This window comes from Cellulomonas bogoriensis 69B4 = DSM 16987 (assembly GCF_000767165.1).
Classification (GTDB): domain Bacteria; phylum Actinomycetota; class Actinomycetes; order Actinomycetales; family Cellulomonadaceae; genus Actinotalea; species Actinotalea bogoriensis.
Genome location: NZ_AXCZ01000170.1, coordinates 1 through 5,839, shown reverse-complemented (window position 1 = coordinate 5,839; position 5,839 = coordinate 1). Strand labels below are relative to the sequence as shown.

Here is a 5,839-nt window from a genome sequence, read left to right as displayed (position 1 = left end):
CGCTCCGAGCCGCGACGCCCGGTGACCCCCGCGGCCGGGGTGCGCGCACCGCAGCCTCCGGCGCCCGCACCGGAGCGGCACGGCTACACCCGGGACGAGTCCCGCAGCTACACCCGGGACGAGTCCGACACGTTCGACAGCCCGGCCCGGTCCTGGTCGACGTCCCCCACCGAGTGGGGCGAGGCCGCCGCCTGGGAGAGCTCGGCGTCGTGGAGCGCCACGCGTGAGCCGGAGCCGGACCGCACCTGGCAGGAGGTCGCGTGGTCCTCCGACCGCCGGCACGACCGCGGGCACGACAGTGCCGACCAGCGTCGTGAGGACCGGTACGACGACCGGTACGACGACCGGTATGAGGACCCGGCGCCGGCCCGCAGGGCCGACCAGGAGCCGTTGGCGTCCCTGGCGGCCCTCGCCCGGGAGATCGGTGAGCCGATGCCCCTGGTGTGGTCCCGGTTGCGCCGCGGGGTCCGTCACGAGGCGTTGCTGCGCTCCGACGGGCTCATCGAGCTGCCCGACGGGACGGTGCACGCCGACCCGAACGAGGCCGCCGCCGAGGCGTGCGGGTCCGACACCGCGATCGACGGCTGGGCCGCGTGGCACCTGACCGACGAGGGACCCGACCTGCGCTCGGCACTCGACCTCCTGTGACCCCTGCCGGTCAGGCCCACCCGTAGGCGCTCAGCCAGCGGGTGAGCTCGGCGAAGAACCGTTCCCTGACCGGGGCGGGTGACAACGTCACGTCGTGCAGCGCGCCGGGCACCCGCAGGACGGTGACCAGTGGTCCCAGCAGGACGGCACGTCTGGCCAGCAGCTCCACGTCCAGGACGGTGTCGGCCTCGCGCATGTCCTCGCGCCAGCGCGGCAGGATGACGCTGCGGGTCGACGCCGCCATCAGGATCGGCAGGCGCAGGTCCATGCCCCGGGCGACCGCTGCGTGCCCGTTGAGCACGGCCTGCAGCCACCCGGGCCTGATCGGGAAGTACGGGGTGGGGCGCCACGCCTCGTCGTAGGTCCACTCCCCGCCGTGGCCGGCGTGGATGGTGCGGGTGTAGAACCCGGGGTCGATCGTCAGCAGTGGTGAGCGCGGCTGCATCCGGGCGAGCTGCTGCACCAGGGGGGTGCTCAGGGTACGCATGACGCTCGAGCCGGTGAGCTCCAGCCACGGCGTGGTCAGGACGAGCCCGGCGACCCGGCCCGGGTTGCGCTGCTGCCACAGCACGCACACCAGGCCGCCGGTGGAGTGGCCCATGAGCATGACGCGTGCGTGGCGCCCGTGGTCGGCGTCCACGAGGTCCAGCGCGCGTCCGATCTCCTCGTCGTAGACGGCCAGGTCCTCCACGTAGTTGGGGGTCTGGTGCCCGCGCAGGCTGCGCCCGTACTTGCGCAGGTCCAGGGCGTAGAAGGCCGCCCCCTGGGAGTGCCAGTACTCGGCGAGGTGCCGTTGGAAGAAGTAGTCGTTCCACCCGTGGACGTACAGGACCACGCGCGCGGCCCGGGTCGGTTCCGGCTCGGGCGGGCGGTGGCGCACGAGCGTCGCGACCACCTCGCCCTCGTCGTCGTCGGCCAGGTGCAGGGTGCGCTGCTGGAAGTCCGGGCCCAGGACGTCCGGGGCCCAGGGGCCGTTCACGTGCGGTGCGGGACGGTGCACACGACCTTCCCGACGTGCTCGCCCGAGGCCAGTCTCGCCATCGCCTGCGGCGCGTCGGCCAGGTCGAACGTGGAGTCGACGACGGGCCGCAGTCCGGTCGTGACGCACATGCGCACCAGGGCCTCGAGGTCGGCGCGGCTGCCCATGGTCGCGCCCATGACGGTGACCTCGGTGAAGAACAGGCGCTGCAGGCCCATCGGTGCGGCGTCACCGGTGGTGGCCCCGGCCACGACCACCACGCCCCCGGGACGCACCGAGCGCATCGAGTGGTCCCAGGTCGCCGCGCCGACGGTCTCGATGACGGCGTCGACGCGGAAGGGCAGGCGCTGCCCCGGCTCCACCGCGTGGCCGGCCCCCATCTGCAGCGCCCGGGCGCGCTTGGTCGCGTCCCTGCTGGTGGCCACGACCTCCAGCCCGGCGGCGGCGGCGAGGGTGATCGCGGCGCTGGCGACCCCACCGCCGACGCCCTGCACCAGGACCCGGTCGCCGGGGGAGAGCCGGGCGCTGGTGAAGAGCATCCGGTAGGCCGTCAACCACGCGGTGGGCAGGCACGCGGCCTCCACGAACGTCAGCTCGGCCGGCTTGGGCACCAGGTTCCAGGTGGGGACGGCCACCTGCTCGGCCAGCGTGCCGGGGTACCGCTCGGAGAGGATCGACCGGCGTTCTTGCGGCCCGACGCCGTGCCCCTCGCCCCCGATGACCCCGTGCACGACGACCTCGCGCCCGTCGGGCGTGGTCCCGGCGGCGTCGCAGCCCAGCACCATCGGCAGCTGGTCCTGGCCCAGGCCCACCCCGCGCAGCGCCCACAGGTCGTGGTGGTTCAGGGCGGCGGCGTGGACGTCCACGACGGTCCAGTGCGCGGGCAGGTCCGCGACCCGGGGCCGGGGGACCTGCTGGAGCTCGAGGGCGCCCACGGGGTGCTGGGCGTCGGTGCGGGCCGCGACGGCGGCGAGCATGGTGGGTGCGGAGTCGGCGGTGACCATGCAGCCACCGTAGGTCGTCAGGGCACGGTGCGGGTGAGGAACTCGCGTACGGCTCCACCGACCTGGTCGTGCTCGATGAGGAACCCGTCGTGCCCGAAGTCCGAGCGCACCAGGTGCACCCCGTCGGCTCCGGGCAGGGCGGCCGCCATCCGCTCGGACTGCGAGGGCAGGTAGAGGCGGTCGGTGTCGACCGCCATGACCAGAGCGGGGGTGCTCACGCGGGAGAGTGCGGCCTCGACACCTCCACGGCCCCGGCCGACGTCGTGGGCGCAGATCGCCTCGGTGAGCACCAGGTAGGAGTTCGCGTCGAACCGGCGTGCGAGCTTGCCGGCGTGGTGGTCCAGGTAGGACTGCACCGCGTACCGACCGCCTCTGCCGAGGGGTTCCTCACCGTCCTGGGCGGCGTGCCCGAACCGTTCGTCCAGCTCGACGGCGCTGCGGTAGGTGGTGTGGGCGATCTGCCGGGCGATGCCCAGGCCCACGTGCGGGCCCCGACCGTCGCCGGCGTCGTAGTAGTCGCCCTCCCGCCAGGCCGCGTCCCCGCGGATCGCCTCGAGCTGGGCGTGCGCCCAGGCGATCTGGTCGCCGGAGGACTGCGCGGTGGTCGCGATGGGGGCCAGGCGCCGGACGCGGTCCGGTGCCATGACGGCCCACTCCAGCACCCGCATCCCACCCATGGACCCGCCGACCACCAGGGCCCAGGAGTCGATGCCGAGCGCGTCGGTGAGCGCGATCTCGGCCTGCACCTGGTCGCGCACGGTCACGAACGGGAAGCGGCCGGCCCACGGGCGCCCGTCGGGTGCGGTCGAGGCGGGGCCGGTGGTGCCCTGGCACCCGCCGAGGACGTTGGGTGCCACCACGAACCACCGGTCGGTGTCGATGGGGCACCCGGGGCCCACGAGCGTGTCCCACCACCCTGCGGTCGGGTGGCCGGGACCGGCGGGGCCGGTCAGGTGGGAGTCACCGGTCAGGGCGTGCAGCACCAGGACGGCGTTGTCGCCGGTGGGCGAGAGCGTGCCCCAGGTCTCGTAGGACACGGTGACCTGCGGCAGGTGCCCGCCGGTCTCCAGGTCCATGGGGCCGATGTCGACGAACGTCCGACCCCCCACGGGGTCGCCCTCCCGCCACGCGCCGCTCGCGGGCACGGGGGCGCCCGAGGCCCACACCGCGGCGCGTCGCGGCGCGGTGCGGGGCGTGGAGGTCTGCACGATGTGCAAACCTACGTCGCCGCCGCGCGGGCGGCGCGTGGTGTCCACGGCCAGGCGGGAGGGCGAGGACATCAGCCGGCCTTGGCCGCTCGGAACCCGCCCTCGAGGTCGGCGAGGATGTCGTCGACGTGCTCGATCCCGACGGCGAGGCGCACCAGTCCGGGGGTGATGCCGGACAGCTCCTGCTCGGTGGGGGTCAGCTGGCTGTGGGTGGTGGTGGCCGGGTGGATCACCAGGGAGCGCACGTCCCCGATGTTCGCGACGTTGGAGTGCAGCTCGAGAGCGTCGACGAACCGCTTGCCGGCCTCCGCGCCGCCCGCGATCTCGAACGAGACCACCGCCCCGGCCCCGCGGGGGGCGTAGCGGCGGGCGTTGGCGTGCCAGGGGCTGGACGGGAGACCGGCGTAGTGGACCTTCTCGACGTCCTCGCGGGCCTCGAGCCACTCGGCGACCGCCTGGGCGTTCTCGACGTGCCGCTCGATCCGCAGCGAGAGGGTCTCCAGGCCCTGGGCGATGAGGAACGCGTTGAATGGCGAGATCGCCGAGCCCAGGTCGCGCAGCAGCTGCACACGGGCCTTGAGCACGAACGACAGGTTCGCCCCGAACGCGCTGCCCACGCCCAGGTCACGGGCGTAGACCAGGCCGTGGTAGCTGGGGTCGGGGGTGTTGTAGGACGGGAAGCGCTCCGGGTACCGGGCGTAGTCGAACGAGCCGCCGTCGACGATCACGCCGCCGATGGCGTTGCCGTGGCCGCCCAGGTACTTGGTGGCCGAGTGGACCACGACGTCGGCGCCGTGCTCGAGCGGGCGGATGAGGTAGGGGGTGGCGACGGTGTTGTCGACCACCAGCGGCACCCCGGCCTCGTGGGCGACGTCGGCGACGGCCTGGACGTCCAGGACGTCGCACTGGGGGTTGGGGATCGTCTCGCCGAAGAACAGCTTGGTGTTGGGCTGCACGGCGTCGCGCCAGGCCTGGGGGTCGTGCGGGTCGGTGACGAAGGTCGTGGTGATCCCCAGGCGCGGGAGCGTGTAGTGGAGCAGGTTGTAGGTGCCGCCGTACAGGGACGGGCTGGCGACCACATGGTCCCCGGCCTCGGCGATGTTGAGGATCGCGAAGGTCTCGGCGGCCTGCCCGGAGGCGAGCAGGAGGGCCCCGACGCCGCCCTCGAGCGAGGCGATCCGGTCCTCCACGGCCTGCTGGGTGGGGTTGCCGATGCGGGTGTAGATGGGGCCCAGGTCCTTGAGGGCGAACCGGTCGGTCGCGGTGTCGGCGTCGGGGAAGACGAACGACGTCGTCTGGTAGATCGGCAGTGCGCGGGCGCCGGTGGTGGGGTCGGGCTGCTGGCCGGCGTGGATCTGGCGGGTCTCGAAGGACCATCCGGGGTTCGTGGTCATGGGTCTCTCCTCGGTGGGCCGCGGGAGACCGTCAGCGCGCTGACTCGTCGCCCGCAGGGGCTCGGGACGGGTGCGCACGTGGGTCGGTGTCTCTGCACGGGCTCGTGCGCTGCGGGGGAGCAGCGCGGCCGGTGTGCGGGCACACCACCGAACGTGCGGTGGTCAGCGGCACATTCGGCAGGACATGCGGTGAGACTAGGTGGAGGGGCGCGCGAGCGACCAGCACCGTCTCACGATCCGGTACGGCTGTCCGAGGTGTGGATGGGGCGGGAGTCGTGCGGGTGCGGTCGCTCTGCCCCGGTCTGTCCGGGTGTGACGGGTGAGATTGCCGTGAACCGTGTGACAGGTGTTCCCTGGTGGGGTCGCTGTGAGTAGCGTCGCTCCCTGTGGCCCTCTCCCGTCCCGGGGCGAGTGCCGCCGACGAGGGAGGACCGTGGGTTGAGCACGCACCACCGCGCTGCGCGTCGCGCCGGGGCAGGCGCCTGCGCCGTGCTCCTCATCGGAGCGCTCATGCCGTCCGCATGGGCCGACCCGGGTGAGGAGGAGGTCCGCCAGGCGCGGGCCGCCGTGGCCGGCCACGCCGGCCTTGTCGCCGAGATCGAGACC

The 5,839-nt window shown here is 73.7% G+C and carries 5 protein-coding genes; 1 reads left to right on the top strand and 4 read right to left on the bottom strand.

The genetic code is table 11. From position 1 onward, the window contains the following. The coding region (locus N869_RS16635) for a restriction system modified-DNA reader domain-containing protein (RefSeq protein WP_456297589.1) at nucleotides 1–648 on the top strand (648 nt) is incomplete at its 5' end. A 10-nt stretch (nucleotides 649–658) separates the two neighbouring features. Here the strand turns inward: N869_RS16635 and N869_RS12345 are convergent. The 4 genes from N869_RS12345 to N869_RS12330 form a co-directional block, all read right to left on the bottom strand. Beyond that, nucleotides 659–1,627, bottom strand: a complete 969-nt coding sequence (locus N869_RS12345) for an alpha/beta hydrolase (RefSeq protein ID WP_035062150.1) — start codon at nucleotides 1,625–1,627, stop codon at nucleotides 659–661. Further along, a complete protein-coding gene (locus N869_RS12340; protein WP_035062148.1) occupies nucleotides 1,624–2,604 on the bottom strand; it encodes a zinc-binding dehydrogenase in 981 nt (326 codons plus the stop codon). The genes N869_RS12345 and N869_RS12340 overlap by 4 nt, the downstream gene beginning before the upstream one ends. Before the next feature lie 44 nt (nucleotides 2,605–2,648). Next, nucleotides 2,649–3,839, bottom strand: a complete 1,191-nt coding sequence (gene metX, locus N869_RS12335; protein WP_052105509.1) for a homoserine O-acetyltransferase MetX — start codon at nucleotides 3,837–3,839, stop codon at nucleotides 2,649–2,651. A gap of 71 nt (nucleotides 3,840–3,910) precedes the next feature. Further along, nucleotides 3,911–5,233 (bottom strand): bifunctional o-acetylhomoserine/o-acetylserine sulfhydrylase, encoded by a 1,323-nt coding sequence (locus N869_RS12330; protein WP_035062144.1) that lies wholly within the window; start codon nucleotides 5,231–5,233, stop codon nucleotides 3,911–3,913. Between the last annotated feature and the right edge of the window lie 606 nt (nucleotides 5,234–5,839).